Here is a 25,552-nt window from a genome sequence, read left to right on the forward strand (position 1 = left end):
AGGGTCCGATCGGGATGACGGGCGAGGGGTCGGGGGACACCTGCGGCCGTCGGCCGTGCGCGATCATCCCGCGGTTCCAGGCCCCGCGAGCACGTCGGGACCCAGCTCGGGGTGCGGTCGTGCGCGCCACGGGGCCTCCTCTGTCGGATCGGGTCGGATCGGGTCGTTGCGGCAACGGTAGGGAACGGGTGTTTCAGCGTCGTTACGGGGGAGCGACGCCGGCATCACGGCCGGTGCCCGAACCCGTGACCTGATCGACGCACCACCGAAACACACGGGTGCCATCGTCGCCGTCATGGAGATCACCGAGGCCACGTCCGCCCCCACCACCACGTCCGTCCGTCTCGGCGCGAACCAGTACGGCAAGGCCGAGGTCCGGCTCGTCCGGGTCACCCGCGACACGGACCGGCACGAGATCGAGGACCTCACCGTCACGACGCAGCTCCGGGGTGCGGCGCTCGCCGAGTCGTACACCGAGGGCGACAACGCCAAGGTCGTGGCCACCGACACGCAGAAGAACACCGTGTACGCGTTCGCGAAGGAGCACGGGGTCGGCAGCCCGGAGGAGTTCCTGCTTCGCCTCGGCCGGCACTTCGCGACGGCGTTCGACTGGTACGACGGCTCGACCCTCTCGGCCGAGCAGCACGCCTGGGAGCGCATCGCCGTGGACGGGCGGGAGCACGACCACTCGTTCGTCCGCTCGGGTCGGGGCACGCGGACGGCCGTCGTGCAGGTCGACGGCGACGACGTGCACGTGCTCGCCGGCGTGACCGACCTCACCGTCCTGAAGAGCACCGGCAGCGAGTTCCACGGCTTCCCCCGCGACGGCTACACGACGCTCGCGGAGACCGACGACCGGATCCTCGCGACCTCGGTGACCGCGCGCTGGCGCTACACGCCCGAGGCCGTCGCCGCGGGCATCGACTACGACGCGGTGTACGCCGGCGTGCTCGACCGGATGCTCGCGACCTTCGCCGAGCTGCACTCGCTGGCGCTCCAGCAGACCCTCTTCGCGATGGGCCGCACGGCGATCGAGGCGTTCCCCGAGATCGCCGAGGTCCGCTTCTCGATGCCGAACAAGCACCACTTCCTCGTCGACCTCGCACCGTTCGGGCTCGAGAACCCCGGCGAGGTGTTCTTCGCCGCGGACCGCCCCTACGGCCTCATCTCCGGCACGGTCGTCCGCGACGGCGTCGCCGAGGCCCCGGCGGCGTGGACGTCGGTGCCCGCGTTCGTGTGAGCCCGGCCGCCGTGCGGGATCGGCGCCGCGTGGTCGGGGTCGTGCTCGCCGCGGGTGCCGGCACCCGGATGGGCACCCCGAAGGCGCTCGTGCGGAGCCCGGACGGCGTGCCCTGGCCGACGCTGGCGGTGGACGCCCTGCGCGCCGGCGGCTGCGCCGAGGTCGTCGTGGTGCTCGGAGCCGCCGCCGACCGCGCACGGACGCACGTCCCGATCGCTCCCGACGTGCGGGTCGTCATCGCCGCCGACTGGGCGACCGGGCCGGGGGCGTCGCTCGCCGCGGGGCTGCAGGTCCTCGGCGACGAGGACACCGCCTGCATCACCCTCGTCGACCTGCCGACGCTGCCCGCCGCGGTCGTCCGGCGCGTGCTCGGACCCGGGTCGGACCGCGACGTCCTGCGGCGCGCGGTGTTCGGCGATCGGCCGGGCCACCCCGTCCTCGTCGGTCCGGACCACCGTGCAGCACTGATCGCCGCGGTGACGGCCGACCCGGCCGACCGGTCCGCGGGAGCGTGGCTCGGTCGAGCGGGCGTCACCGGAGTCGACTGCGCCGACCTGTGGGACGGCACCGACCGGGACCGGCCGCACGAGGCGACCCGGTAGCAGCGGACCGGACCGGAGACGGACGGGAGGCGCGGTGCCAGCCGGCACCGCGCCTCCCGTCCGTCGCTGGTCGCGTCGACTACGCGACGCGCTCCGACACCTCGGCCATCGTCGGGTAGTCCGTGTAGCCCTCGGCCGTCGCGCCGTAGAAGAGCTCCGGGCGCGGCTCGTTGAGCTCCGCCTCCTGCTCCCAGCGCTCGGCGAGGTCCGGGTTCGCGATCGCCGCGCGGCCCACGGCCACGGCGTCGGCGAGGTCCCCGTCGAGCAGCGCGATCGCCTCGTCGCGGGTCGTCATCGACGAGAAGCCGGAGTTCGCGATGAACGGCGCGCCGGCGGTGCGGCGGACGTGCTGCACGAGGTCGCTGCCCGGCTCGGCGTGCAGGACGTCGACGAAGGCGAGCCCGAGCGGCGCGAGGCCCTCGGCGACGGCCGTGTAGGTCGCGCGGACGTCCGCGTCGTCCTCCTCCAGGACGCCCTGGATGTTGTGCTGCGGCGAGAGGCGGATGCCGACGCGGTCCGCGCCGATCGCCTCGGCGACGGCCGTGGTGACCTCGACGGCGAAGCGTGCGCGGTTCTCGGGGGAGCCGCCGTACTCGTCGGTGCGGGTGTTCGAGACGGGGGAGAGGAACTCGTGCACGAGGTACCCGTTCGCGCCGTGCACCTCGACGCCGTCGAGTCCGGCGGCGATGGCGTTGCGGGCGGCACGGGCGAAGCCCTGGACGGCCTCGCGGACCTCGTCGGTGGTGAGCTCGTGCGGCACGGGCATGTCCGCCTTCGAGCCGTCGGCGAGGTGGGTCTGGCCCGGGGCAGCGACGGCCGAGGGGCCGACGATCCGCGGGGTCTGCGAGATGTCGGTGTGCGAGACGCGACCGCCGTGCATGAGCTGCATGACGATGGTGCCGCCCCGCTCGTGCACCGCGTCGGTCACACGACGCCAGCCGGCGACCTGCTCGTCGGTCTCGATGCCGGGCTGACCCGGGTACGAGCGGCCCTCCTGCACGGGCCAGGTGCCCTCGGTGATGATCATGCCGAGGCTCGCGCGCTGCGCGTAGTGCTCGACCAGCAGGTCGTTCGGGATGCCCTGCTCACCGGCGCGCGTCCGGGTGAGGGGTGCCATGACGATGCGGTTGCGGAGGTGGAGTGCGCCGAGGTCGGCGGCTTCGAAGAGCTTCACGTGTCCGTTCAACCACGTGTTGCGCGGGGCAATTCCCCCGGCACGGCGGATCCTCAGCGACCGGGGCACACCAGCGTGCTCGAGCGGACCTGGCCCTCGGGGCGGATCACGGTGTGCTGCGAGAGCGGCTGGTGGCAGATCGGGCAGGGACGGTCGACGGTGCGGTCGTCGACGCCCTCGACGCGGCCGGCACCGATCTGCGACGGACCCATCTTCTCGATGAGCGTGCGGTTCCAGCGGTCGTACCACTTGCCGAAGCGACCCACGATCCACCCTTTCGTTCGTGCACGAACCATTCTGCCACGCCCGCCGTCGTCAGTCGAGCGTGTCGACCCGACCGAGCAGCTCGGTGAGGTCGTCCTTCAAGCGCTCGAGCCGCTCGACGGGCCACCCCAGTCGGTCGGCGACGGCGACGGGGACGGCTCGGGCGCGATCCCGGAGGGCACGACCGGCCGTGGTGAGCGACACCTCGAGCTGGCGTTCGTCGACCGTGCTGCGCGTGCGGCGGACGTACCCGGACGCCTCCAGGCGCTTGAGCAGCGGGCTGAGCGTCGCGGAGTCGAGCCGGAGCTCCCGGGCGATCCCGCGCACCGACCGCGGGTCCTGCTCCCACAGGGCGAGCATCACGAGGTACTGCGGGTGGGTCAGGCCCATCGGCTCGAGGAGGTCGCGGTACAGGCCGACGACGCTGCGGCTCGTGGCGGCCAGGGCGAAGCAGAGCTGGCGGTCGAGGGCGAGCGGGTCGACGTCGGTCGCATCCATGCGCCCACGATACCTTCGTGCACGAACGGTCGCGACTGCGTGCCGCACGACGGCCTGGAGGCCCGGTGCCGGTCTCGTGGACCGGCACCGGGCCTCCAGGCTGGTGCGTCGTGACGCGGGTCGCCTACGCGCGGTGCGTCGGCGTGTGCCCCTCGTGCGCGTTGGCGTCCGGCTCGACGTCCGCGGCGTGCGAACCGCGGTGCGCGGCGCCGTCGTCGTGGCCGCGCGCGTCGGACGGGTGCGACCGCTCGAGCTTGGCACCCTCGACGTCGACGTCCGGCAGGATCCGGTCGAGCCACTTCGGGATCCACCAGGCGCTCCGACCGAGCAGGTGCATGACCGCCGGGATGAGGAGCATGCGGACCACGAAGGCGTCGACGAGGACGCCGAAGGCCAGCCCGAAGCCGATCGGCTTGATGGTCGAGGACTCCGAGAAGATGAAGCCCGAGAACACCGAGATCATGATGATCGCGGCCGCCGTGACCACCGCGCGTCCCGCGTGCAGGCCTCGCTGGACCGCCACCTTCGCGCTCGCCCCGTGGGCGTACGCCTCGCGCATGCCCGACACCAGGAACAGCTGGTAGTCCATCGCGAGCCCGAACAGGATGCCGATCTCGATGATCGGCAGGAAGCTCAGGATGGGCCCCGGGTCGTGGGTGCCGAACACGGAGCTGAGCCAGCCGAACTGGTAGATCGCGGTCAGACCACCGAACGAGGCGAGGATCGAGAGGATGAAGCCCGCCGTCGCGGTGATCGGGACGAGGATCGACCGGAACACCAGGATCAGGATGATCAGCGACAGGCCGACGACCACCACGAGGTAGAGCGGCAGGACGTCCGCGAGCTTCTCGGACACGTCGATGTTCGCGCTCGCGTTGCCGGCGACGCCCAGCGTGATCCGCCCGTCGTCGCTCGACACGGTCTGCTCGCGGAGGTCCTTGACGAGCTCCTCGGTCGAGATGCTGTCCGGGCCGCCGGCGGGCTTCACCTGGAAGGCGATGATGTCGCGGTCCTTCGACGCGCCGATAGGCAGGACGGCGTCGACGTCGTCGTTCTGCACGAGCGCCTTGCCGATCGTGACCTCGGTCGCGGTGACGTCGTCCTCCGCGATCGCCTTCGGCAGGTCGGCCACCACGAGCAGGGGCCCGTTCTGACCGGCACCGAACTCGCGCTCGAGCGCCTTGTACGCCTTGTACTGCGACGAGTCGGTCGCCTCGGATGCGCCGGTCGGCAGCCCGAGGCGCATCTGCGTCGCGGGGAGCGCGATCGTCCCGAGCACGGCGACACCGGCGACGAGGGTGATCACCGCGCGCCAGGTCGACATCGGCTTGTTCGGCACCCGGATCGACCCCGTGTCGCCGATGCGCGCGCGTTCCTTCTTCCGGAGCAGGCGCATGCCGAGCAGCGACATGAGCGCCGGCGTGAACGAGGTCGCGATGAGGATGGCGAACAGGACCGCGACCGCGCCGACCGTGCCCATCAGGCCGAGGAACGGGATCCCGGTGATGTTGAGCGCGAGCAGGGCGACGATCACGGTCGCACCGGCGAACACGACGGCGTTGCCGGAGGTGCCGTTCGCGAGCCCGATCGACTCGTGCACGCCCATGCCGGCCTTCAGCTGCGTGCGGTGCCGGTTCATGATGAACAGCGAGTAGTCGATGCCGACCGCCAGGCCGAGCATCACCCCCAGCACCGGCGTGACCGAGATGAACTCGACGAGGCTCGAGAAGGACAGGGCGGCGAGCGAGGCGACGCCGACGCCGAGCACCGCGGAGAGCAGCGGGACGGCTGCACCGATCACCGTGCGGAGCATGAGGAAGAGCACGATCGCGGCGACGACGAGGCCGATGACCTCGCCGGGTCCGAGGATCGAGGGGACCCCCTGGGCGATGTCCTGCGAGACGTACACGTCGACGCCGTCGATGCCCGCGTCGTCGGCCTTGCTCGTGATGGCGTCCTTGGTCTCCGCCGGGACCTCGTTCGTCGACGTGGTGAACTGCACGGTGCCGATCGCGGCGGACTCGTTCGTCGAGACGAAGCGGATGCCCTTCGACAGTGCGAGCAGATCGGAGCCCTGCTCGAGCTCGCGCTCGCTGTCGTCGAGCTTCGTCGTGTTGGCGTCGATCTCCTGCTGGGCGGCCTGGATCTGCTGCTCACCCGAGGTGATCTGCTGCTGCTGCGCGTCGATCTGCGCCTGCGCCTGGGCGAGCTGCTGTTGGCCGGCCTGTGCCTGCGCCTGCGCCGCAGCGCTCGACGCGGCGGCTCCGGCGGCCTGTGCCTGTGCCTGTGCCTGTGCCTTCTGCGCGTCGAGCTGCGCCTGGGCGTCCGCGATCTGCTGCTTGCCGGACTCGAGCTGGGCCTTCTGCGCGTCGAGCTGCGCCTGACCGTCCTCGATCTGCTTCCGGCCGTCGGCGATCTGCTCGCGGCCGTCGGTGATCTTCTGCCGCTGCTCGTCGAGCTGGTCCTGCGTCGCGAAGCCGTCGCGGACGTCCTTGACGCCGTCGAGGTCCTTCAGCCCGTCGAGGAACGAGGTGACCTCGGTCTTCTGCGCGTCGGTGAAGGCCCCGCCGTCCGTGGTCTCGAACACGATCGACCCGTTGCCGCCGTTCGCCGACGGGAACTTGTCGGCGAGCTGGTCCTGCACCTGGCTCGTCTTGGTGTTCGGGATGGAGATCGCCGACGAGATCGTGCCGGCGAAGAGGCCGTACGTGAGGCCCGCGATGCCGATGATGACGATCCAGGCGATCACCACCGACCAGGCTCGTCGTGCGGAGAACCGTCCGAGACGGTAGAGGAGACCGGCCATTGCGGGTGCCCCGTCCTTTCGTGGGTGGTGCTGGTGCGGTGCGGGGTGCGCCGGTGGACCCCGCGGGAGAGTGTCGGTGGTGTCAGTGGGACGGCATGTAGCCGGAGCGGACGCTGTGCACGAGCCGACCGAGCAGGTCGTCCCACGCGCGTAGTGCGTCCGGGGTGAGGTCGGGTCCGTCGTGCGTGAGCCAGTGGTCGGCGATGACGACGATGCCGCTCATGAGCGAGTCGACGAGCAGCGCGGTGTCGAGCGGATCGGCACCGGGGTGGCGTCGGGCGACCTCGTCGCGGAGCCGGTCGGTGACCCGGGAGAACGCCGTCTGGGTGAGCACGGCGGCCTTCGGGTCCTCCTTGCCCGGTTCGCCGATGATCCGGTACATGCCGGAGATCGCCGGGGCCAGGTCGGCGCCGCGCGCCGCGGACTCGAGTTCCTCGAACATCGACGCCCGGCTGCCGTCGCCGACGGGCGTGCGTGCCATGTCGGCCAGGAACCGGTCGATGATGACGGACAGCTCCTCCTCACACACGGCCAGCAGGACCTCGTCGAGGGACGCGAAGTGGTTGAAGACCGTCCGCCGGGCGATGTCCGCGCGGGCGGCGAGGTCGTCGACGCTGAACCCGCGGCCACCGCGGTCGTCGATGAGGTCGCGGGCGGCCTGCAGGATCGCCGCGCGGTGCTTCGCCTTGAGGGCGGTGCGGCGGTCGGTCGTGGTGGTCACGTCTGACAACACTAGGTGCATCGATGCACTCGGTGCACCTTCTTCGAGAGCATCTTCAGGTTCGTCCCCCGACGGTCCGGCATGCTGGCGGCGTGCGGACGACGAGGACGGTCCTGGCGGCGATCGCAGTGTCGATGACGCTCGTGCTGGCCGGCTGCAGCGCCGGCGGGCCCGGGGACGCACCGAGCACCGACCGGGCGAGCGCCGCGGCGACGGCCGAGGGGAGCCCGACCCCGGCAGCCCCGACGACTGACGTTCCGACCACCGACGCCGCGACGACCCGCGCCTTCGCGGCCCTCGAGCAGCGGTCCGACGCGCGCCTCGGCGTCGTGGCGGTCGACACCGCCGACGGCAGCTCGATCGGGTACCGCGCCGACGAGCGGTTCGCGTTCGCGTCGACGAACAAGGCGTTCATCGCGGCCGCGGTGCTCGACGCCACGAGCGCCGCGGGACTCGACGAGGTCGTGCACTACGGCCGCGACGACCTGCTCGAGTACGCCCCGGTCACGAGTCGGCACGTCGACGAGGGCATGACGGTCCGAGCACTCGTCGACGCCGCTGTGCGGGAGAGCGACAACACCGCGGCGAACCTGCTCGTCGAACGGTCGGGCGGTGTGGACGGGGTCTCGCGGTGGCTCCGCGGCATCGGCGACGACGTGACCCGCGTCGACCGGGTCGAGCCGGAGCTCAACACCGCGGTGCCGGGCGACGAGCGCGACACGACGACGCCCGCTCGGTCGGCGGCGGACCTGCGCGCCGTCCTCGTCGGCGACGCGCTCGACGCCGACGACCGTGCGCTCCTGCTGTCGTCGATGGCGGGCACGACCACCGGCGACGGCACGATCCGGGCCGGGGTCCCCGGCGGGTGGTCCGTCGCGGACAAGACCGGCACCGCCTCGTACGGCGTGCGGAACGACATCGCCGTCGTGCGGCCGGCGGGACGCGACCCGATCGTGCTCGTGGTGTTCACGTCGCACGACCGCGCGGCCGCCGAGCCCTCGGACGCCCTCGTCGCGGCGGCGACCCGGGTGGCGCTCGAGCGGCTGGGCTAGTCGTACCGCCGGGCACCGCCGGGTACCACCGGGCACCGCCGGGTGCCCCGACGGTCAGCCCACGGTCACGACCCGGTCACGAGTCGGTCACGGGGCGGTGACGACGGCAGCTGCGTCGGTAACGATCCGTGCCGACTCGGTCGTCTCCCAGCCCGCACGCCGGTCCTCCCCGGGGAACCCCGGGCGGACGCCCGAGGAGCGTTGGGAGGGTCGCCGGGACGCCGCCGGACGACCGGGGGCGCGACGACGAGGGGGACGACATGGCGATGCGACGGGTGACGGGGGCCGCACTCGGCTTCGTGGGCGGCAGCGTGCTCGCCGGACTGCTGGTGGGGGTCGGGGTGACCCCGGTGCTCGCGGTCGCCGGCGTGGGGACGACGTCGGCGATCGACGTCTTCGACTCGATGCCGGAGTACATCGAGATCGGCGACCTGCCCGAGCGGAACGAGATCTGGGCGTACCAGGGGGGCCAGCCGGTGCACCTGGTCGACGTGTGGGACCAGAACCGGCAGGAGCTGACGCTCGACCAGATCAGCGACACGCTCGAGCACGCCGCGATCGACGGCGAGGACAAGCGCTTCCGCGAGACCGGCGGCGTCGACGCGACGAGCCTCGTGCGGTCGGTCGCGAGCGTCATCGCCTCGGGCGGGAAGGGCGGCTCGGGCGGCTCGACGATCACGATGCAGCTCGTGCGGAACATCAAGATCCAACGGGCGAGCGAGCTCCCCACCGCGGAGGAGCGCGACGCCGGCTACCGCGAGGCGATCCGGAAGAGCCCGGACCGGAAGCTCGCGGAGATCAAGCTCGCCATCGGACTCGCGAAGGCGTACTCGAAGGACGAGATCCTGGCGGCGTACCTGAACATCGCGTACTTCGGCGACCAGACCTACGGCGTGCAGGCCGCCTCGCAGCGCTACTACGGCAAGGACGCCACCGACCTGAGCCCCGCCGAGGCCGCGTCCCTCGTCGCCATCGTGCAGTGGCCGGAGCGGCGTGACCTGTCGACGCCCGCGCACCACGCCGACAACCAGGCCCGCCGGGACGTCATCCTCCGCTCGATGCACGAGCAGGGTCACCTCAGCGATGCGGACCTCGCGTCGGCGCTCGCGTCCCGACCCGCCGACTACGTCCGGCTCACCGCGCCGCAGCAGGGCTGCGAGTCGGCGATCCGCGGCGCCGAGTTCGCCTGTGCGTACGCCGAGCAGGTCGCCCGGGACCTGCCCCAGCTCGGCGCCGACCCCGACGCACGCGCTGCCGCGTGGCGGACGGGCGGGTACCGGGTGCAGACGACGCTCGACCTCGACCTGAACACGCAGCAGCGGGAGCTGCTCGACCGGAGCGACCCGGCCACGGAGAGCCGTCTCGCCCTCGGTGCGACGCTGAACACCGTCGAGGCGGGCACCGGCCGTGTCCTCACCATGGCCCAGAACAAGGACTACGACCGCTCCGCCGCGGCCCCGGCGACCGCCACCTCGCTCAACTACGCGACGGACGAGTCGAACGGCGGGTCCACGGGGTTCCAGGTCGGGTCGACCTACAAGATGTTCACCCTGCTGCAGTGGCTCGAGTCGGGTCGGAGCGCGGACGCGGTCGTCGACGGCACGAGGAAGGCACGCAGCACGTGGACGCAGTGCGGGGAGCGGATCACGCTCGACGAACCGTACGACCCGAAGAACGACTCGCCGGGCCAGACCGGTCCGTACTCGGTGCGCTCGGCGACGGCGCAGTCGGTGAACGCGGCCTACGCGGACATGGCGTCGCAGCTCGACCTCTGCGACATCCGCGACACCGCAGCCCGACTGGGGGTGCACCCGGCGACGGGCGGCGAGCTGCCCGCCAACCCGGCGGCGATCCTCGGCACGACGAGCATCGCACCGCTGACGATGGCGGCCGCCTACGCCGGGATCGCGAACGGCGGTGTGTACTGCGCGCCCGTCGTCGTCGACCAGCTGACGGGTCCGGACGGCACCGCGCTCGGCGGGCAGCCCCGGTCCTGCACGCAGGCGGTGTCGGCACCCGTCGCCGCGCAGGCCGTCGCGGTCATGCAGGGGGCGTTCCGCGGCGGGACGGCGACCGGCGGGCAGACCCTCGACGGCGCCACGCTGTTCGGCAAGACCGGCACGACCGACGCGGCCGACCAGGTCTGGCTCGTGGGCGGGACGTCGCGGGCGGTCACCGCCTACTGGCAGGGCAACACGGACGGTGGGAAGACGAACCTCCGGTACCTGGGCAGCGGCCAGGGCGGCACGTACGCCGGGTCGCGTGCCGACGTCTGGCGGCAGGCGCAGACGGCGGTGAACGCGGCGCTGCCGGTCGGCTGACGGACGGGAGGCGCGGTGCCAGCTGGCACCGCGTCTCCCGTCCGTCCTCGGATCGCTACGAGACCTTCTTGCTGTCCTCGAGCCAGCCGGCGAGCTTCGTCATGTAGTCGGCCTGCGACGCGTAGTCGAGCGCCGGGAAGGTCCAGCTGTGGACCTGACCCGCATCGAGCGCCGGGTTGTCGGCGAACGTCGGCTGCTTCTCGAGCTCCGCGACCTGGTAGCCCTGCTGCGAGAGCAGGAGGACGTCACCGGTGATCTGACCCGCGTTCTCCCACGAGTAGATGCCCCAGTAGAAGCCCTTCGGCTTCGGCTGGACGAAGTCGACCCCGAAGGACGAGTACATCTGCAGGGTCGGCTCGTCGGCCGGACGGGTCACGTACGCGCCGGAGCCGTCCGCGTACATCGAGACGACGGACACGTCGCTCCGCTTCGCGGCCTGCTCGAGGGTGTCCTCGGCCTCGTCGAAGCGCTGCTCGGCGGCCTCGACCTTCGACTCCGGGGCACCGAGGGACTCGGCGAGGTCGGCGATCTCCTCGATCACGTCCTCGCCCTTGCCGCCCCACTCGACCTGCACGACGGGCGCGATCGCCTGGATCTGCCGCTCCTGCTCCTTGTCCTTGAAGCCGTAGCCGGGCTGGGTGTCGTCGAGGGTGCCCTGCTCGTCCTTCGGGTACACCGACGTGACGACGAGGTCGGGCTTGAGCGCCGCGAGTTCCTCGAGGTCGATGTCGCCGTACGCCTCGCCGAGCTGCGTGATGCCGTCGGTGTCGAGCCCCTCGAACCGGGCGTCCTTCGCCATGGTCAGCTGTCCGAAGGTGCCGACCGGTCGGAGCCCGTACTCGATGAACGAGATGGCGAGGTCGTTGAGGACGACGACGCGCTTCGGCGTGCTGTCCAGCTCGACCTTCTTGCCGGTGGCGTCCTCGTAGGACCAGGGTCCTGCGGCGGCCGAGCTGTTGCCGGCGCCGTCTCCGGTCCGGGCGTCGTCGGAGCCGTTCGCTCCGGAGCAACCGGTGAGGAGGAGGGCCGAGACGGCCACGGAGGTCACGAGGGCGGCGCGCAGGGAGCCGCGGCGGGGGATCTTCACGTTAGGAGAGCCTAACCTAAGTCTGTGTGTTCGACCAGCCCCGGCGTCGGCAGCCTTCGGACTCAGTCGTGCTCGTCGGCCTCGGGCACGATCATCGGCGCACCCGTCACGGGGTCCGCGACCACCCGGGCGTGCAGCCCGAACGCGGTCGCGAGCAGCGCCGGCGTCAGGACCTCGTGCGGCGTGCCGTCCGCGACCACGCCGCCGTCGTGCAGGACCACGAGCCGGTCGGAGTACCGCGCCGCGAGCGACAGGTCGTGGAGCACCATGACGACCGTCGACCCCTGCTCGCGGTTGCGCCGCCGGACCAGGCGGAGCACGTCGAGCTGGTGCGCGAGGTCGAGGTAGGTGGTCGGCTCGTCGAGCAGCAGGGTCTCGGCCTGCTGCGCCACGACGAGGGCGATCCAGGCGCGCTGCCGCTGACCGCCGGACAGGCTCGCGACGTCGCGGTGGGCGACGGCCGTCAGCCCGGTCGCCGCGATGGCCTGCTCGGCGACGTCGGCGTCCTCGGCGGTCCACGGCTTCGCCCACGACTGGTGCGGGTTCCGCCCGCGCATCACCAGGTCGAGCACGCTCGTGCCCGCCGGGGCGACGGGCGTCTGCGGCAGGATCGCGAGGCGGCGGGCGACGGCGCGGTTCGGCTCCCTGCGGATGGGGACGCCGTCGAGCAGGACCTCGCCGGCCTGTGGCCTGAGGACACGGCCGAAGGCCTTGAGGAGCGTCGACTTGCCGCACCCGTTCGCCCCGAGGAACGTCGTCACGCTGCCGCGCTCGATGCGCAGGTCCAGGTCGCGGAGGACCGGCTCGCGGTCGTAGCCGACGGACAGGCCGCGGGCTTCGAGGACGGGAGGCACCGTGCCGGACGCGTCGTCGCCGGCGGTCCGGCGGGTGGTCGCGTCGGCGCCCGGGACGCGCGTATCGCGTCGGTTCGTGGTGGCGGCGGTCATCGGGACATCTCCTTGCGGTGGCGGACGAGGAGCCAGATCAGGTACGGGGCGCCGACGACCGTGGTCACGATCCCGACGGGGACCTGCCAGGGGAAGGCCGAGCGGGCGAGCAGGTCCGCGACCAGGACGAGGACGGTCCCGAGGGCGCCGGCGAGCAGCAGCGGCGGCCGGTTCGTCCCGGCCAGGCGCAGGGCGACCTGCGGGACGACGAAGGCGACGAAGCCGATCGGACCGGCGGCCGCGACGGCGGCGGCGGTGAGCACGACGGCGAGGGCGATGACGAGCAGCCGGTGCCGCTGGACGCCGAGGCCGACACCCGTCGCGACCTCGTCGCCGAGCTGGCCGATGCCGAGCGCGGCGCTCGTGGCGAGGGCGATCGGGACGCAGACGGCGGCGACCACGACCAGCGGCCACACGGTCGACCACGACGTGCTCGACAGGCTGCCGACGAGCCACTGCGACGCCGCGGTCGCCACGGTGATCTTCGCGCGGACGAGCAGGTAGCTCGTGACGGCGTCGAGCGTCGCGCTCACGCCGATGCCGACGAGGACGAGCCGGTAGCTCTGCACGCCGCCGCGCCAGCCGAGGCCGTACACGGCGGCCGCGGCGACGAGGGCGCCGATGGTCGCAGCGACCGGGATGCCGCCGCTCAGCACGGCCGACGAGACCGAGTACGTGCCGCCACCGACCACGATCGCGGCGACGGCACCGACGCTCGCGCCCGAGGTGACGCCGATGATGTCCGGGGTGCCGAGCGGGTTCCGGGTGACGGTCTGGGTCAGTGCGCCGGCGGTGCCGAGCACGAGGCCGACGAGGGCGCCGGTGAGGACCCGGGGGAGTCGCAGCGTCGTGACGATGAAGCCGTCGGGTCCGCCCTCCGCGCCGACGAGCGCGCGCACGACGGTCCCGGGCGCGATCCAGGTGCTGCCGACGGCGACGCCGAGCACCACGAGGACCAGCGCGAGGGCGACCGCCCCGACGGTGTAGCCGAGCACGCGGGGACGCCAGGCCAGGCCGATCGGACCGAGACGGACCCCGCGGCGCCCGGGGGCGGTGTGGTCGGCTGCCGTGTCGCGCTGCCCCGCCGTGCGCGGGGTGTCGGTCGCCGCGCTCACAGGGACACCAGCGATCGGCGGCGGGCGACGGCGACGAAGACCGGGCCGCCCAGCACGGCGAGCACGATGCCGACCTCGACCTCGGAGAACCCGCCGACGAGCCGTCCGACCACGTCGGCCACGAGCACGAGGGCGGCGCCCACCAGCGCCGACACGGGGAGGGTCCAGCGGTGACCCGTGCCGACCAGGGCCCGGGCGACGTGCGGCACGGTCAGACCGACGAAGCCGATCGGGCCGGCGGCCGCGGTGGCGCCGGCCGCCAGGAGCGTGATGCCGCCGAGGCCGACGAGCCGCGCGACGAGCACGTTCTCGCCGAGCCCCCGCGCGAGCTCCGCGCCGAGCCCCAGCGCGTCGAGCGCCCGGACGTTCCACACCGCCAGCACGGCACCGACGAGCAGGAAGGGTGCGGCCGCGACGAGGACGTCGAGCTGCCGGGCCGCGAGCGAGCCGACGACCCACAGGCGGTAGGCGTCGAGGGAGTCCTGGTCGGTCAGCACGATGAACGACGTCACGGCACCGAGGAGCGCGGACACCGCCGCGCCGGCCAGGGCGAGCGGCACCGGGCTCGCGGTCCCGCTGCCGGCCACCGTGACGGAGAAGACGACGACGCTCGCGACGACCGCGCCGGCCAGGGCGAACCAGACCGTCGCACCGGTGCTCGTCACGCCGAAGACGTACACGCCGAGCACGACGGCCAGCCCGGCGCCCGAGGAGACCCCGAACAGGCCGGGGTCGGCGAGCGGGTTCCGCGTGTGCCCCTGCATGAGCAGCCCCGCGATCCCGAGCGCCGCACCCACCGCCGCTCCGATGAGCGTGCGCGGGATGCGCGACCCCCAGACCACGGCCTCGGCGGTGCTCGACCCCGTCCGGGTCAGCCCCGCGACCACCTGGTCCACGCCGAGGCGGTTGCTGCCGAACAGCATGCTCGCGACCGCGGCGGCGACCAGTGCGACCACCAGGACCGCGACGACCAGCAGGCGACGGCGGACCGCGGTCCGGTGCACGCCGTCGGCACGCGGGGCGGTGTCGGTCCGGGCAGCCCGTGCGGGCGTCAGGACGGGTTCGGGGAGTGGCACGGAAGCCATATTAGGTTAGCCTTCCCTCATGGCGAAGATCCCGCGGCTCATGCCCGAGGCGCCCCGGCTGTTCCGTGCCCGGGTGCTCCGCTCCGTGCGGCACAGCCCGTCGATCCAGCGCGTGACCGTCACCGGGGCCGACCTGCACGAGTTCCCGTTCCTCGGGTTCGACCACTGGTTCCGCCTGTTCCTCCCGCGTCCCGACCAGGACGGCTTCCGCATGCCGGAGCTCGACGGTCGTCGCTGGTGGCCCTCGTTCCTCGCGATCCCCGAGGACGTCCGGCCGCACTGCGCGAACTACACCGTCGCCGCCTTCCGTCCCGAGGTCGGTGAACTCGACGTCGACTTCGTCGTGCACTGCGGCTCCGACGGCGAGCCCGAGGGCCGTGCGGCGATCTGGGCGTGCGGCGCCCGGCCCGGCGACCAGCTCGCGATGCTCGACCAGGGCTGCATCTTCGACTGCCCCGACGACGCCAGCGAGGTCGTCGTGGTCGCCGAGGAGACCGGGCTCCCCGGCGTCGTGGGGATCGCCGCATCGCTCCCGCGGGACGCCGTCGGCCGGATCATCCAGGAGGTCCCGACCGCGGCCGACGTCCGGGTCCTCGACGCCCCGGCCGGCGTGCAGGTGACGTGGCTCGTGCGCGAGGACACCGAGCACGCCGTGCCGGGACGCGCGGCGCTCGCCGAACTCCAGCGGTACGTGCCGGTCGACGACCGCGGGTACGCCTTCGTCGTGGGGGAGTCGACGCTGGCCACCGAGGGCCGCCGGCACCTGCACCGTGCGGGCCTGCCGAAGTCGCGGATCACCTTCTCCGGCTTCTGGAAGCACGACGCGCGCGAGGCCGTCCCGGCCTGACCCCGTCCGGGTAGCGTGCGGGCATGAGCAGCCGACTGAGCGAACTGGTGCTGAACTGCCGCGACCCCGAGGAACTCTCCCGGTTCTGGTGCGCGGTGCTCGACTACGTCGAACTCGGGAAGGACGACGACGGCATCGAGATCGGGCCCGCGTCGGGCTTCGGCGGTGCGACGCCGACGATCATCCTGAACCGGGTGGAGCACGCGGAGGCACAGCCGCTGCGGCTGCACATCGACCTGTCGCCGGTCGACCAGGACCAGGACGCCGAGCTCGAGCGGCTGCTGGCCCTCGGCGCGCGTCCGGCCGACGTCGGGCAGACCGGTGAGGAGTCCTGGCACGTGCTGCAGGACCCGGAGGGCAACGAGTTCTGCCTGCTCCGCACACGCCTCGACCCGCTCTGACCCGCGCTCGCCCGGTGCGACCTGGTGCACCCGAGAGGAGCAGGCCGGCCAGGCCACACGACGGACGGGAGGCGCGGTGCCAGCCGGCACCGCGCCTCCCGTCCGTCGTGTGGAGGCGTCAGCCCTTGAGGCCCGAGCCCGTCACGCCCTCCACGATCTGCCGCTGGAAGATCAGGTAGAGGATGATCAGCGGCAGCGCCGCCAGGATCGCCCCGGCCTGGATGTCGGCGTAGCGCTGGCCGAAGCTGCCCTGGACCGTGGCGAGCCCGACCGGGATCGTCATGAGGTCCGGGTTCGACAGCACGAACAGCGGCAGGAGCAGGTTGTTCCAGACGCCGACGAAGGTCAGGATCGTCACCGCGGCGATCACCGGACGCGACAGCGGCAGGATGACCGACCAGTAGATCTTCCACATGCCCGCACCGTCGATGCGCGCGGCCTCCTCGAGCTCCTTCGGGATCCCGTCGAAGAACTGCTTGAAGATGAACACCGCGATGACGGCGGGCACCTGCGGGAAGATCACCGACCAGTAGGTGTTCAGCAGGCCGACGGCGTTGAGCTCCTGGAAGATCGGGATGATCAGGACCTGCGTCGGGATCATGATGCCGAGGATGATGAGCAGGAACGCGACGTTCCGGCCGCGGAACACCAGGCGGGACAGCGCGAACGCGGCCATGGACGCGAACAGCACCGTCAGGGCCGCGGTGATCAGGCTCGTGATGCCGCTTGCGAGGTACCAGTTCCAGATGTCGCCGGCCTGGAACAGCGACGCGTAGGAGTGCAGCGTCGGGTTCCAGTCCGACAGGATCGAGTTGGCGCCGAGCGCGGCGACGCCGTTGTCGGACAGCGACGTCTTCAGGGCGAACAGGCTCGGGATGAGCCAGATGATCGCGAACACCGTCAGGATGATCGCGGCCGCGATGTTGAAGCCCTTGCCGGAGACGCCGATCTTCGCGGCGTTGGCGGGCGCGGCGGCGGACACCCCGGAGCGGAGCTTCCGCGGACGGGACGTCGTGATGCTCTCGGTGGCGGTCACGTCAGGCACCGATCTCTCGCTTGGCGGCGGCGCGTTCGACGAGCTGCCGGATGACCGCGATCGCGACGATCACGATGAACAGGAGCACCGACGCGGCGGACGCCGCACCGAGGCGGTTGTCGGTGAAGCCGACGCCGGTGATGAGCTGCAGCGAGACCTGGGTCGAGATGCCCGGGCCGCCGTTCGTCATCAGGTAGACCTGGTCGAAGATCTTCAGGCTGGCGATGATCTGCAGCAGGATGACCAGCGTCGTCGTGCGGCCGAGCAGCGGGAGCGTGATCGACTTGATCTGCTGCCAGTTCGACGCGCCGTCGACCGCAGCGGCCTCGTAGAGCTCACGGGGGATCTCCTGCAGGCCGGCCAGGTAGAGCACGAAGTTGAACCCGAGGGTCCACCAGACGGTTGCGATCGCGACGCCGATCATCGCGGTGTTCGGGCTGGAGAGCATGCCCGAGCCGGGCGTCATGCCGAGCGCGGTCTGCAGGCTCGCCCAGAGGCCGGTCGCCGGCGTGAAGATGAACACCCAGATGAGGGAGATCGTCGCCGACGGCAGGATGAACGGCAGGAAGAACGCCAGGCGGAAGAACCACTGTCCGCGGTTCATCCGGTTCGTCAGCACGGCGAACACGAACGCCAGGATCACGAGCGGCGGGGTCGTGTACAGCGTGAACTGCAGCGTGTGCCAGAGCGACGACCAGAAGTCGCTGCGTCCGAGCATCTCGGCGTAGTTCGCGAAGCCGGCGAAGGTGCCGAGTCCGGTGCGGACGGTCGAGGTGTTGAAGAAGCTCGTGATGAGCATCCACACCGTCGGGCCGAGCAGGAAGGCCGCGTAGAACAGGCCGAACGGGGCGAGGAACAGCCACCCGGTGCGGCCCTGTCCGCGGTTCGTCGAGTTCACGCGGGGACGTTCGCGCCGGGTGACGGTCGCGGCGTCCGTGGGTCGGGTGAGAACTGGTGCAGCGGTCACGTCATCGTGCCTCTCGTGCGGGGTCCACAGGGAGCGAGCGCGCGATCACAGCGGGCTCGGGGTGTTCAGGTAGGTGGCGAGCTGGCCCTTGATGGCGGAGAGCGCCTGTGCGGGGGAGCTGCTGCCCTGCTGGACGAGGGCGAGCTGGGCGCCGACGATGCCCTCGAACGTCGACCCGGATCCGCCGTACCAGGCGGGGTCGTCGAAGACGGCGGACTCGGCGGCGGACGCGTAGTTCGACTGCGGGGTGAGGTCCTTGTACTGCTGGCTGTCGAAGGTCGGCATGTACGCGGGGACGTGTCCGCCCTCGGCCCAGGTCAGGCTCTGCTCGAGCATCTGCTTGATGAAGAGCATGTGCGCCTTGCGCTGCTCGGGCGTCCGGTCCTTCTTCGGCAGGATGAACGTGTGCGAGTCGGCCTGGGTGGCGGGCTTGTCGAAGAGCTGGGGGATCGGCACCATGCCGAACTTCAGGCCCTTGATCGACTGGGCGGTGCTGATCTCCCACTCGCCCTGCATGAAGAAGCCGGCCTTGCCGTCGAACATGAGCGACTGGGCGGTCGCGTAGTCGAGCGCCTTGTTCAGCCAGCCGTTCCCCACCCACTTCTGGGTCATGTCGGTGACCTTGTTGTACGCGTCCTCGTTCACGGTGAGCTTCGCCCCGCCGTCGCTGATGAACGGTGTCGCGCCCTCGATCTGGTTGTACATCGTCCAGAAGAAGCGCCACGGGGTCGCGGTCTCCGGCACGACGTTCGCCACGTTCAGCGCGGTGCCGCCGGTCACCTTCGCGACGGCGGCCATCGCGGCCTCGAAGTTCTCCAGCCCGTTCAGGTCCTTGAGCTTGCCGTCACCGTCGATCAGGCCCGCCTTCTGGCAGACGTCGACGTTGTAGAAGAGCACGAACGGGTGCGTGTCGAGCGGGATGCAGATGTTCTTGCCGTCGGTCTTCTGCGCGGTCCACGCCTTCTGGTTGAAGTCGCTGGCGCTCAGGCCGACGCTCGCCAGGTCGTCCTCGGTGATCGGGTCGAGCAGGTCGCCGTCCCACAGCGGCTTGGCGCGGGTGAGGTGGGCGATCGCGACGTCCGGCGGCTTGTTCCCGACGGTGGCCAGTGTGACCTTCGAGTAGTACGGGTTGCCCCACGCGAAGGTCGTCGCCTGCAGGGACGAGGAACCACCGTGCTGCTTCGCGTACCCGGCCTCCATCGACTGCATGCGGAGGCCGTCGCCACCGCCGAACAGGTTCCAGAAGACGAGCGTCTCCGGGTTCAGCGGGGCTCCGGCGATGCCGGCGGCGATCGGGCTGGAGCACGCGGCGAGCGGCAGGACCGCGGCACCGGCGGCTGCGCCGGCGAGCAGGGTCCGCCGGGTGAACGCGCTGCCGCGGGACTGCGGGGTGGGTACAACGGATCGGATCGGCATGGCATCACTCCATCGGGACGGGCCGAGCGGAGCGGTCATTGCTCCGTGAGCGCTCACAGTAGCGCCGGACCCGGGGGTCCGCCACCCCTTTCGTGAACGTCACGGCCGGGCTGCGTCCCGGCTTCCGCGCACGGTGGAAACCCGCTAGCGTTCAGGGAGACGTGAGCGCTCACTTTCGTACCGGGCCGATCACGTCCGCACGAGCCCCCAGCAGATCGAAGGAGATCCATGCCTCGCACACACCTCGTCCTCGACAGCGCGTTCACCGTGGGGCCGGTGCGACGTCGGCTCTTCGGCGGCTTCGTCGAGCACCTCGGCCGCCACGTCTACGACGGCATCCACGAGCCGGCCCACGAGACCGCCGACGAGCACGGCTTCCGGAAGGACGTCGTCGAGCTCGTCAAGGAGCTGGGCGTCTCCGCGATCCGCTACCCGGGTGGCAACTTCGTCTCCGGCTACAAGTGGGAGGACGGCGTCGGCCCCGTCGAGCAGCGTCCGCGCCGTCTCGACCTGGCCTGGCACTCCACCGAGACCAACGAGGTCGGCCTGCACGAGTTCCAGCACTGGCTCGACGCGGTCGGCTCCGAGATGATGCTCGCCGTCAACCTCGGCACCCGTGGCACGCAGGAGGCCATCGAGCTCCTCGAGTACGCGAACATCGACGCCGGCACCGCCCTGAGCGAGTACCGCCGTTCGAACGGCCGCCAGGAGCCCTTCGCCATCCAGATGTGGTGCCTCGGCAACGAGATGGACGGCCCGTGGCAGCTCGGCCACAAGAACGCCGAGGACTACGGCAAGCTCGCGGCGATGACCGCCAAGGCGATGCGGCAGATCCAGCCCGACCTCGAGCTCGTGGCCTGCGGGTCCTCCGGTGCGTCGATGCCGACGTTCGGCGAGTGGGAGCGGACCGTCCTCGAGCACACCTACGACGACGTCGACTACATCTCCGCGCACGCCTACTACGAGGAGGGTGACGACCTGACGTCGTTCCTCGCCTCCGGCGTCAACATGGACCACTTCATCAAGACGGTCACGACGGCGGCCGACCACGTGCAGGCGCAGAAGAAGTCGGACAAGCGCATCGACATCTCCTTCGACGAGTGGAACGTCTGGTCGATCAGCAAGTGGGAGGAGCAGCAGAAGACCTTCGAGCTGCAGGACTGGCCGGTCGCGCCGCGTCTGCTCGAGGACGTCTACACCGTCGCCGACGCGGTCGTCGTCGGTGGCCTGCTCATCTCGCTGCTCCGGCACGCGGACCGCGTGGCCTCGGCCAGCATCGCGCAGCTCGTCAACGTCATCGGCCCGATCATGACCGAGCCCGGCGGTCCGGCGTGGCGCCAGACCACGTTCTTCCCGTTCTCGCTGACGTCGCGCCTGGCGAACGGCACGTCGCTGCAGGTCAAGGCATCCGGCGACACCGTCGACGGCGGCAAGCACGGCGAGGTCCCGGTGGTCGACTCGGCCGCCACCGTCGAGGACGGCAAGGCGGCGGTGTTCCTCGTGAACCGTCACCAGACCGAGACGACCTCCGTCACGATCGACCTCGCCGGCCTGCAGGTCGACGGCGACGTCCGTGCCGAGGGCGTCTGGGACGACGACCTCCACGCGGTCAACGACCTCGGGAACCGCGAGCGGGTGGCGCTCCGGACGAACGAGACCGTCCGCCGCGAGGGCGACACGATCACCATCGAGCTGCCGCCGGTCTCCTGGACCGCGGTGTCGATCGGCTGAACCGACCGCCGACCACGGTCGGCGTGCAGACGCCTCGGCGCGCGCTCCGGTGAGCGTCGAGTGAGCACGGAGGGCGTCGGTCCGCGCGAGCGGACCGGCGCCCTTCGCTCGTGCCCGGCCGGCGGACGGCTGCCCGGCCGTGGGCGGCCCGGCCCGACGGTGCGGACGCGTCGGACGGGAGGCGCGGTGCGGGGCCGCCACGCGCCTCCCGTCCGCCTCGGCGTCAGACCGCCGACGGGCGCATGTCGTAGGTGACCCACGGTGTCGCGGCGGCGACGCGGTCGTAGACCGCACGCGCGGCGGTGTTGTCCTCGGCGGTGATCCAGCGGACGACGCTCGCACCCTCGGCAGCAGCGACCGCCGCGGCCTCGTGCAGGAGGGCCGTCGCGACGCCCCGGTGGCGCGATCCCGGCGCGGTGAAGAGGTCGTCGAGGTACAGCCCGGTGGTCGCCGACGACGGTCGGGCGAACCGTCGGAGGTCGGCGAGCCCGAGGAGTCGACCGTCGGCGTCCTCGGCGACCAGGCCGAGCAGGCCGTGCGCGCCTCCGGAGACCCACTGCCACGTGGTGCGGACCGCGGCGGGGTCGTCCGGCAGTCGGTAGAACGCGCGGTAGCCGGCGTAGAGCGCGCACCACTGTGCTTCGTCGTGGGCGGCCACGGGACGGACGAGGACGGTCACGACCCGATCGTAGGGCCACCCTCCCGGTGTCCGGTCTCCGCACTCACCGTGTGACGGCGACGGGTGCTGCCTACAGTGCTGCGCATGACCGGGACGAGCGATGCGGACGGGGCGGTCGGTGCGGGCGCACTGGGCGGGTTCGTCGACGACTTCCTCGCGTCGATGGACGGTTGGCCCGCCGTGGACCCCCGGCGGACGGCGGACGACAGCGACCGCGTGGACGCACCCGCCGGGACGGAGCGGGCGCGCGACCACAGCGGCTGACGCGGGGTGCGGGGGTACAGCGGCTCAGCGTCGGAGCGTCTGGCGCGGGTACTCACCGTGCTGGCGCAGGTACTCGCCCGAGAAGCGCCCGAGGTGCGAGAACCCCCAGCGCCGCGCGATCTCCTGCACGCTGGCGTTCGACGGGTCACCGCGTTGGAGCTCGAGGCGGACGCACTCCAGTCGCACCCGACGGAGGTACGCCATCGGCGTCGTGCCGAGGTCCCGCTGGAACGACTCCTGCACGGCACGGATGCTCAGGCCGGCCGCCTGCGCGATCTCCGCGACGGTGAGCGGCTGGTCGAGGTGCTCGTGCACGAACTCGACGGCGGCACGGAGCCGCGCCCGGCGCGGCAGCAACACCACCGCCGGGAGCTCGGGTGCCGCCGGCGGGTAGAGGTCGAGGAAGGCCGCGGCCGCGTCCCGAGTGAGGGTGTGCCAGAGGAGCGTCCCGACGCCGTTCCGGAGCTCACGGGCGAGGAGCGTCATCTGGTTCCGCCACCTCGCCACGGCCGCCGGGTCCAGCGTGTGGAGGTGGTCGAGCTGCAGGCTGCCGACGGCGCCGGTCCGGTGGCGCTCGGCGGCGACGTCGTCGACGAGCTCGCGGGAGAGGTGCACGAGCCGTTGGTCGTAGTCCTGGTACTCGAAGACGAACTCGCGGTCGGTGGGGAACAGCATCGGGACGCCGATCTGCATCGGGACCCGGTCACGCCGGACGTCCGGCACGCCGGTGCCCTCGGTCAGCCACTGGACGATGTAGTCGTCGGTGCACGGGATCGCACCACGGATGTACCCGGTGATGCGGGACCGACGCAGCGTCACCGCGGCGTCGCCGACGGCGGTGTACCGGTAGGTGAACGGCTGGTCGGTCGCGTGCGCCGCCCAGCCGTGACCGTCGTAGAGGCCGCCGACCTCGTCGATGACGGCGTCCGGGTGGTCCCCGGACGCCTCCAGCCGGACGGCGTGCCGGCCGGTGGTGGGACCGTCCTGGTCGGACCGTCCCGTCCCCGGGCTCTCGGGACGGGACAGCCGTGGGTGCGATGCGGTGGTCGTCATCAGGACCCCGGGAAGGAGTCGGCGGACGTCGGGTCGGGCCGGACGGCCGGCGAGGACGTGGTGCGGAGCACCCGGTGGTGACCGAGTGTCCGGGTACCTGTGACGTGCATCATCTGGACCACCCTGAACGGTTCCGAGGACGTGTTCTGACGTTCCGCTGCCTGGGTCTGGGCCTGCTGCCGTCACGGTAGGGCAGGCGGGCGGACGTGACAACAGCCCGGACCCGCCGACCATCCGATCTGCGCGGACGACGAGCCGGAACCGGACCGTGCGGACGAACCGCCGATCGCGGTCGGGCGGTGCGCCCACCGGACGAGCAGAGTGTGCTGCAGTCGTCCACGCCGACCGTCGGCAGGCGACTCGAGGCGGTGCCGTTCCCGACCGGGCGCGCACCCGCGCACGCACCGGGAAGGAGCCCCGTGACCGACACCCGAGAGCGTCGGCTCGTCGACGCGTTCCTCGCCGCGACCGGCATGGTCGTCGGCGACTACGACGTGGTGGAGATGCTGCAGACCCTCGTCGACGACGTCGCCGGGATCTTCGCCGTCGACGCGGTCGGGATCCTGCTCGCCGACCCGCAGCGACGGCTCGAGGTCGCGGCGTCGACGAGCGAGGCGAGCGCGTTCCTCGGGCTCCTCCAGCTCGAGGCCGGCGAGGGGCCCTGCATCGAGTCGTACGAGACGGGCCGCACGGTGTCGGTCGCGGACCGGCAGGAGATGCGGCGTCGCTGGACGCACTTCGCGGAGGAGTCCGAACGCGCCGGGTTCGCCTCGGTCCACTCGATCCCGTTGCGGAGCCACACGGCCGTCCTGGGGTCGATGAACCTGTTCCGGCGGGCGCCGGGCCGGTTGGACGACCAGGACGCGACGGCGGCGCGGGCGCTCACCGACGTGGCGTCGATCAGCATCCTGCAGCAGCGCAGCGCGGACCAGGCCGCTCGCACCCGGGACCAGCTGCAGCGCGCGTTGGACAGCAGGATCGTGATCGAGCAGGCGAAGGGGTTCCTCGCCCACACCCACCAGGTGGACCCCGACCAGGCGTTCACGATGCTGCGGGGGCACGCCCGCTCGGCGGGACGGCCGCTGCGGGAGGTGGCGCTGGCCGTCGTCGAGCGCCGACTCGCCATCCCGGGGCCGGCACCGGCGGACGCTGGGCGGTGATCCGAACGGTCAGGACGGGTGGTCCGCGGCGCGAGCCCGCTCCTTGATCGCGTCGATGACGGTGGTCTTCGCGTCGGCGTAGGCGTTCGAGTCGTCCCACGACCGGGTCATGAGCCCGCGCTTGACGTCCTCGTAGCGCTGCCGGTCGGCGTCGTCGCGCCGCAGGTGGTCGCGGAGCAGCAGGTAGTCGTCCACCTCGCGGGCGCCGTGCTCGTACACGTGGACGTGCGCGTCGCGCTCGGGCGTCCGGACGAGACGGTGCCCGGGCTCCCGGACGCGCAGGACGTACCCGGCGGCGAGCAGCGGCTCGAGGTACGCGGCCTCGTCGGTCACGTCGGGGACCGAGACCGCGACGTCGACGATCGGCTTCGCCGCCAGGCCCGGGACGGAGGTCGACCCGATGTGCTCGATCGTGACGTGCAGTCCGGGGAGCGCGGCGGTGATGCGTGCCCGGTGCTCCGCGAAGCGGGTCGCCCACGCCGGGTCGTGGTCGTGCAGGCCGACGCGCAGGGGCTCCGGCCCGCCGACGATGTCGACGTCGACGACGTCCGCGGCCGCGTGTGCACCGGTGCGGATCCAGTGGTGCAGCAGGCGGTGGCCCTCGTCGTCGACCACGGTCCGCTCGTACCGGCCGCCGTTGTGCTCGATGACGCGTCCGGACGCCGGGTTCGTCGCGTCGTGCGTCAGCATCACCTCGGGCATGCCGCGTTCGGCTGCCAGGCGGACCGTCCCGGCGAGCGCCGCGGACGCCAGGCCCCGACCGCGTGCCGAGGGCCGGACGCCGTACCCGACGTGGCCGCCGTACTCGCGGAGCCAGTCGTTCAGCTCGTGCCGGAGGGCGATGCTGCCGAGGTACTCGTCGCCGTCGACCATCCACCGGTAGGTGCAGGTGACGTGGGCCGGCGAGGCCGGGACGGTCTCCTCCGCGAGGATCTGGTCGACCCACCGCTCGAAGCCCACCCGGTCGGTGAGGGTCGCGGCGTGACGGATCCCGGCGCCGTCCTGGTGGGCGTCGCCCCACTCGCGGAGGGACCGGACGAAGGACGGGAAGTACCGGGGAGACGGTGCGACGAGTTCCACCCGGCG

Annotated in this window: 24 protein-coding genes; 9 read left to right on the forward strand and 15 right to left on the reverse strand. The window is 72.0% G+C overall.

The window, feature by feature from the left end; all coding sequences use genetic code 11:
* The first annotated feature begins 295 nt into the window (after positions 1 to 295).
* Entirely contained in the window at positions 296 to 1,240 is a 945-nt protein-coding gene (gene pucL / locus QUG92_RS00140; protein ID WP_289457089.1) for a factor-independent urate hydroxylase, read from the forward strand.
* 11 nt (positions 1,241 to 1,251) lie between these two features.
* Positions 1,252 to 1,842 carry a nucleotidyltransferase family protein gene (locus tag QUG92_RS00145; RefSeq protein ID WP_289457090.1) on the forward strand — a complete coding sequence of 197 codons (591 nt, stop codon included), beginning with the start codon at positions 1,252 to 1,254 and terminating at the stop codon, positions 1,840 to 1,842.
* 79 nt (positions 1,843 to 1,921) lie between these two features.
* On the opposite strand, the gene QUG92_RS00150 is transcribed toward QUG92_RS00145, so the two are convergent.
* The 5 genes from QUG92_RS00150 to QUG92_RS00170 all read right to left on the reverse strand — a co-directional run bounded on the left by QUG92_RS00150 (position 1,922) and on the right by QUG92_RS00170 (position 7,305).
* A complete protein-coding gene (locus QUG92_RS00150; protein WP_289457091.1) occupies positions 1,922 to 3,016 on the reverse strand; it encodes an alkene reductase in 1,095 nt (364 codons plus the stop codon).
* A 53-nt stretch (positions 3,017 to 3,069) separates the two neighbouring features.
* Positions 3,070 to 3,282, reverse strand: coding sequence for a hypothetical protein (locus QUG92_RS00155; protein WP_182047365.1), 213 nt, complete (start codon positions 3,280 to 3,282; stop codon positions 3,070 to 3,072).
* 49 nt (positions 3,283 to 3,331) lie between these two features.
* Entirely contained in the window at positions 3,332 to 3,778 is a 447-nt protein-coding gene (locus QUG92_RS00160) for a MarR family winged helix-turn-helix transcriptional regulator (protein ID WP_069713085.1), read from the reverse strand.
* 124 nt (positions 3,779 to 3,902) lie between these two features.
* Positions 3,903 to 6,584 carry an MMPL family transporter gene (locus QUG92_RS00165; RefSeq protein WP_289457093.1) on the reverse strand — a complete coding sequence of 894 codons (2,682 nt, stop codon included), beginning with the start codon at positions 6,582 to 6,584 and terminating at the stop codon, positions 3,903 to 3,905.
* An 82-nt stretch (positions 6,585 to 6,666) separates the two neighbouring features.
* On the reverse strand, positions 6,667 to 7,305 hold the full coding sequence (locus QUG92_RS00170) for a TetR/AcrR family transcriptional regulator (RefSeq protein WP_289457094.1): 639 nt from the start codon (positions 7,303 to 7,305) through the stop codon (positions 6,667 to 6,669).
* A gap of 134 nt (positions 7,306 to 7,439) precedes the next feature.
* Between QUG92_RS00170 and bla the strand changes: the two genes are divergently transcribed.
* Both bla and QUG92_RS00180 read left to right on the forward strand, forming a co-directional pair.
* A complete protein-coding gene (gene bla / locus QUG92_RS00175) occupies positions 7,440 to 8,357 on the forward strand; it encodes a class A beta-lactamase (protein WP_434533032.1) in 918 nt (305 codons plus the stop codon).
* Positions 8,358 to 8,617: 260 nt separating this feature from the next.
* Positions 8,618 to 10,678, forward strand: a complete 2,061-nt coding sequence (locus QUG92_RS00180) for a transglycosylase domain-containing protein (protein WP_289457098.1) — start codon at positions 8,618 to 8,620, stop codon at positions 10,676 to 10,678.
* Between the two features lie 55 nt (positions 10,679 to 10,733).
* Here the strand turns inward: QUG92_RS00180 and QUG92_RS00185 are convergent, their stop codons facing one another.
* The 4 genes from QUG92_RS00185 to QUG92_RS00200 all read right to left on the reverse strand — a co-directional run bounded on the left by QUG92_RS00185 (position 10,734) and on the right by QUG92_RS00200 (position 14,903).
* Positions 10,734 to 11,765: an ABC transporter substrate-binding protein gene (locus tag QUG92_RS00185; RefSeq protein ID WP_289457099.1), complete on the reverse strand. Its 1,032-nt coding sequence runs from the start codon at positions 11,763 to 11,765 to the stop codon at positions 10,734 to 10,736.
* A gap of 62 nt (positions 11,766 to 11,827) precedes the next feature.
* Positions 11,828 to 12,712 carry an ABC transporter ATP-binding protein gene (locus tag QUG92_RS00190; protein WP_289457100.1) on the reverse strand — a complete coding sequence of 295 codons (885 nt, stop codon included), beginning with the start codon at positions 12,710 to 12,712 and terminating at the stop codon, positions 11,828 to 11,830.
* A complete protein-coding gene (locus QUG92_RS00195; RefSeq protein WP_289457101.1) occupies positions 12,709 to 13,827 on the reverse strand; it encodes a FecCD family ABC transporter permease in 1,119 nt (372 codons plus the stop codon). Before QUG92_RS00195 ends, QUG92_RS00190 begins: the two co-directional genes overlap by 4 nt.
* Positions 13,824 to 14,903 carry a FecCD family ABC transporter permease gene (locus QUG92_RS00200; RefSeq protein ID WP_289457102.1) on the reverse strand — a complete coding sequence of 360 codons (1,080 nt, stop codon included), beginning with the start codon at positions 14,901 to 14,903 and terminating at the stop codon, positions 13,824 to 13,826. Before QUG92_RS00200 ends, QUG92_RS00195 begins: the two co-directional genes overlap by 4 nt.
* 28 nt (positions 14,904 to 14,931) lie before the next feature.
* Between QUG92_RS00200 and QUG92_RS00205 the strand changes: the two genes are divergently transcribed.
* Together QUG92_RS00205 and QUG92_RS00210 are read left to right on the forward strand one after the other, a co-directional pair.
* The gene (locus QUG92_RS00205) at positions 14,932 to 15,759 is read left to right on the forward strand and encodes a siderophore-interacting protein (RefSeq protein ID WP_289457103.1); all 828 of its coding nucleotides are present in this window, start codon (positions 14,932 to 14,934) and stop codon (positions 15,757 to 15,759) included.
* Between the two features lie 23 nt (positions 15,760 to 15,782).
* Complete coding sequence (locus QUG92_RS00210) at positions 15,783 to 16,160, forward strand: VOC family protein (protein ID WP_289457105.1); 378 nt, start codon at positions 15,783 to 15,785, stop codon at positions 16,158 to 16,160.
* A 118-nt stretch (positions 16,161 to 16,278) separates the two neighbouring features.
* Here the strand turns inward: QUG92_RS00210 and QUG92_RS00215 are convergent, their stop codons facing one another.
* From QUG92_RS00215 to QUG92_RS00225, 3 genes are all read right to left on the reverse strand, one after another.
* Positions 16,279 to 17,196, reverse strand: coding sequence for a carbohydrate ABC transporter permease (locus QUG92_RS00215; RefSeq protein ID WP_289457107.1), 918 nt, complete (start codon positions 17,194 to 17,196; stop codon positions 16,279 to 16,281).
* A gap of 1 nt (position 17,197) precedes the next feature.
* Complete coding sequence (locus QUG92_RS00220) at positions 17,198 to 18,094, reverse strand: carbohydrate ABC transporter permease (RefSeq protein WP_259346038.1); 897 nt, start codon at positions 18,092 to 18,094, stop codon at positions 17,198 to 17,200.
* Between the two features lie 114 nt (positions 18,095 to 18,208).
* Positions 18,209 to 19,579, reverse strand: a complete 1,371-nt coding sequence (locus tag QUG92_RS00225) for an extracellular solute-binding protein (protein ID WP_182045577.1) — start codon at positions 19,577 to 19,579, stop codon at positions 18,209 to 18,211.
* A gap of 228 nt (positions 19,580 to 19,807) precedes the next feature.
* Between QUG92_RS00225 and arfA the strand changes: the two genes are divergently transcribed.
* A complete protein-coding gene (gene arfA, locus QUG92_RS00230) occupies positions 19,808 to 21,310 on the forward strand; it encodes an arabinosylfuranosidase ArfA (protein ID WP_289457110.1) in 1,503 nt (500 codons plus the stop codon).
* 223 nt (positions 21,311 to 21,533) lie between these two features.
* Here arfA and QUG92_RS00235 read toward each other — a convergent pair whose 3' ends face one another.
* Positions 21,534 to 21,989 carry a GNAT family N-acetyltransferase gene (locus QUG92_RS00235; protein WP_289457111.1) on the reverse strand — a complete coding sequence of 152 codons (456 nt, stop codon included), beginning with the start codon at positions 21,987 to 21,989 and terminating at the stop codon, positions 21,534 to 21,536.
* Between the two features lie 84 nt (positions 21,990 to 22,073).
* Between QUG92_RS00235 and QUG92_RS00240 the strand changes: the two genes are divergently transcribed.
* The gene (locus QUG92_RS00240; protein ID WP_182045580.1) at positions 22,074 to 22,253 is read left to right on the forward strand and encodes a hypothetical protein; all 180 of its coding nucleotides are present in this window, start codon (positions 22,074 to 22,076) and stop codon (positions 22,251 to 22,253) included.
* A 24-nt stretch (positions 22,254 to 22,277) separates the two neighbouring features.
* Here the strand turns inward: QUG92_RS00240 and QUG92_RS00245 are convergent, their stop codons facing one another.
* On the reverse strand, positions 22,278 to 23,306 hold the full coding sequence (locus QUG92_RS00245; protein ID WP_289457112.1) for a helix-turn-helix transcriptional regulator: 1,029 nt from the start codon (positions 23,304 to 23,306) through the stop codon (positions 22,278 to 22,280).
* 419 nt (positions 23,307 to 23,725) lie between these two features.
* Here QUG92_RS00245 and QUG92_RS00250 point away from each other — a divergent pair, with 419 nt between their 5' ends.
* Positions 23,726 to 24,466, forward strand: coding sequence for a GAF and ANTAR domain-containing protein (locus tag QUG92_RS00250; protein WP_289457113.1), 741 nt, complete (start codon positions 23,726 to 23,728; stop codon positions 24,464 to 24,466).
* Positions 24,467 to 24,475: 9 nt separating this feature from the next.
* Here the strand turns inward: QUG92_RS00250 and QUG92_RS00255 are convergent, their stop codons facing one another.
* Positions 24,476 to 25,546, reverse strand: coding sequence for a GNAT family N-acetyltransferase (locus QUG92_RS00255; protein WP_289457114.1), 1,071 nt, complete (start codon positions 25,544 to 25,546; stop codon positions 24,476 to 24,478).
* Positions 25,547 to 25,552 lie beyond the last annotated feature (6 nt).

It is taken from the genome of Curtobacterium citri, assembly GCF_030362955.1.
GTDB classification, from domain to species: domain Bacteria; phylum Actinomycetota; class Actinomycetes; order Actinomycetales; family Microbacteriaceae; genus Curtobacterium; species Curtobacterium citri.